This window comes from Campylobacter concisus (genome assembly GCF_002914195.1).
Classification (GTDB): Bacteria; Campylobacterota; Campylobacteria; order Campylobacterales; family Campylobacteraceae; genus Campylobacter_A; species Campylobacter_A concisus_M.
The window spans coordinates 1-2,207 of sequence record NZ_PPAU01000061.1 but is presented as its reverse complement, the minus strand read 5'-3'; the positions used below and the strand labels follow the sequence as shown (position 1 = coordinate 2,207).

The following is a 2,207-nucleotide window of genomic DNA, read 5'->3' as shown; positions in this document are numbered from 1 at the left end:
TTGCTAGAGAGGATGAATGTTTAAAAAACAAATACTTTTTGGCATTTGGCGATCCTAAGCAGTCAATTTACAAATTTAATGGTTCATTTAATATTTTTGAGTGGGCAAACCAAAATAACTCTTGGTTTCAGGATCTGACACTTACAACATCTTTTAGGTATGGTGAAAATATTGCGAAGTTTGGCGAGAAAATTGCAAGACACATTCACCCTAACGATAGACTGATTGGCAATGAAAGAGTTAAAGACACAATAGATAGCAAAGTCTTTGATAATGATACACTGGCAAGAGTAATAATAGAAAATTACAACAAAGAAGAAAGCCATAAAACTGACGCAAAGAGCCGAAAAAACAATACGGCCATCATTTTTAGAACAAATAGTGGTTGTATTGATTGTTTTAATGAACTTAGTAAATCGCTTGAAAAAATAGTTGCGAGCGACTATCCAGATAGTGATTTTTCACCAGATAACGTTGTCCTAGATCCAGCAATAAAAAAGGATCTAAAGGGTGTATATCAAAAAAATATATTCTCTGTGATTGAGAGTGATTATGTAAAAAATCAAATTCGGAAAGCTTATTCTATTTTACAGCCTGATTTTGATGGAGATGTGCTAAATATAAGCATGGCCGTAAAAGATGAAAACGTAAGAAAACTACTTGAAAAAATGCCAGAGTATAACTACCTGGTGAGATATGACGAGGCGTTTTTGGAAAAATATCTTAATATACGCGCCAAGGCCAATGCTAGTGTTATTATTACAAACGTTCATCAGTCCAAGGGAAAAGAGTATAAAAATGTCATTATAGGAGATGATTTTTTTACTAGAAAGAACGAGTATTATTGCACTGACGAAGAGATTAACATTGCTCATACGGCAGTTACACGTGCTAAGAGTTCTATTTTGTTTTATGAACGAGATAGCAACAAGAATTTCTTGCGTTATTTTTATTGTAAGGATGAAAGCCCAAGCTCTGATACAAAGATAGATCAGAATTTTTTTTCATATAAAAAAATCACAGAGCCAGTAGAAGGCGAGGATGATAGAATAAGTATAAATAGTGATATTTATGATGATCAAGACGAGCCTTTTGTAAATAATAGCAATAGAGTGACGTTCTCTTTCCCTAAAATGTAGAAGGCTTAATGGCGGAGATTTAAGATGGCAAGTATTTTAATTAAAGGGTCAGATGGTTCTTTTTGTAAGTATGAATTTGAAAGTAGATCTGAGCTTTCAAGTATTTTTTATCAGTCGCTACTTTCAAAATACCACCTTGCTGGCAGAGTTATAAAATGTGGTTGTAACCCTAAAAAAGAGCTTTGGATGTCAGTTGTAAGCCGAGGTGGTCTTTTTCTAAGAACTTTCCCAAAGATAACGCAAACCCACGAAGATGAGTGCATATTTAGCAATACTGCTAGCGAGCTTTATGATGAAGAAACACAAACTTACTCGCTATCACTTTTTAAGGAGCCAACGAAGAGTGAAGCAGATGAGAATAGCAGCAATGCTATGAAGCGAATAATGGCAAAAGCAACTACTTTTAATAGTTTTTGTATCGACTGGATTAGTAGTGCAAACGCCTTTGCTTTCAATATTGCAAACAAAGGAAATGATAGATATATCCCAAATTATACTTATGAAAATTTCAGATATGGCCTGAATAAAAGCGATATAAAAATTTCTAAGATAGGCTCGATTGAAAATATAAAAGATCGTAGCGATTTTTTCTTGTTCAAGGGTATTACTTTTGATGATCTAACAAAATATGATGATAGCGATGATGACAAATCTATTGCAGAGATACATTTTCAAGATAGCAAATACATTATAAAAAGCACGGTAAAGAGGGTAAAAATTGCAATAAAAAGACTAAAAATTTTTAACAATTTTATTCAACCTCCTTACTTTGTAATAGCTTCGGTGAGTAGAAACTTGGCTGTTAGACTTTTTGTTTGTCCAGTATTTTTTAGTGCAGAAAAAGAGCAGATAGCCTTTATTGAGAGTGAAAATGAACGAGATATGGCAAGAAAGCTTTTTGCTGCAAATAGGACTTTTTTCAAATCGGTATCAGACGAACACAATAGATTAAGCAAAAAGAAATTCCCCTATTTTCGTAGTCAATATAGACCTGATTTTTTTGTTTTTGGCGAGAGTAATATTCTTGTAGTAGAGCTTAGTGGATTTGACACCCAAGAATATATAGAC

General features: G+C 33.3%; 2 protein-coding genes. Both read left to right on the top strand.

Going from position 1 to position 2,207, the window contains the following annotated elements:
* Positions 1-1,139: ATP-binding domain-containing protein (locus CYP28_RS01865; RefSeq protein ID WP_181000403.1), on the top strand; the 1,139-nt coding region annotated here is incomplete at its 5' end.
* 24 nt (positions 1,140-1,163) lie between these two features.
* On the top strand, positions 1,164-2,207 hold a 1,044-nt coding region (locus CYP28_RS01860; RefSeq protein WP_141090896.1), incomplete at its 3' end, for a hypothetical protein.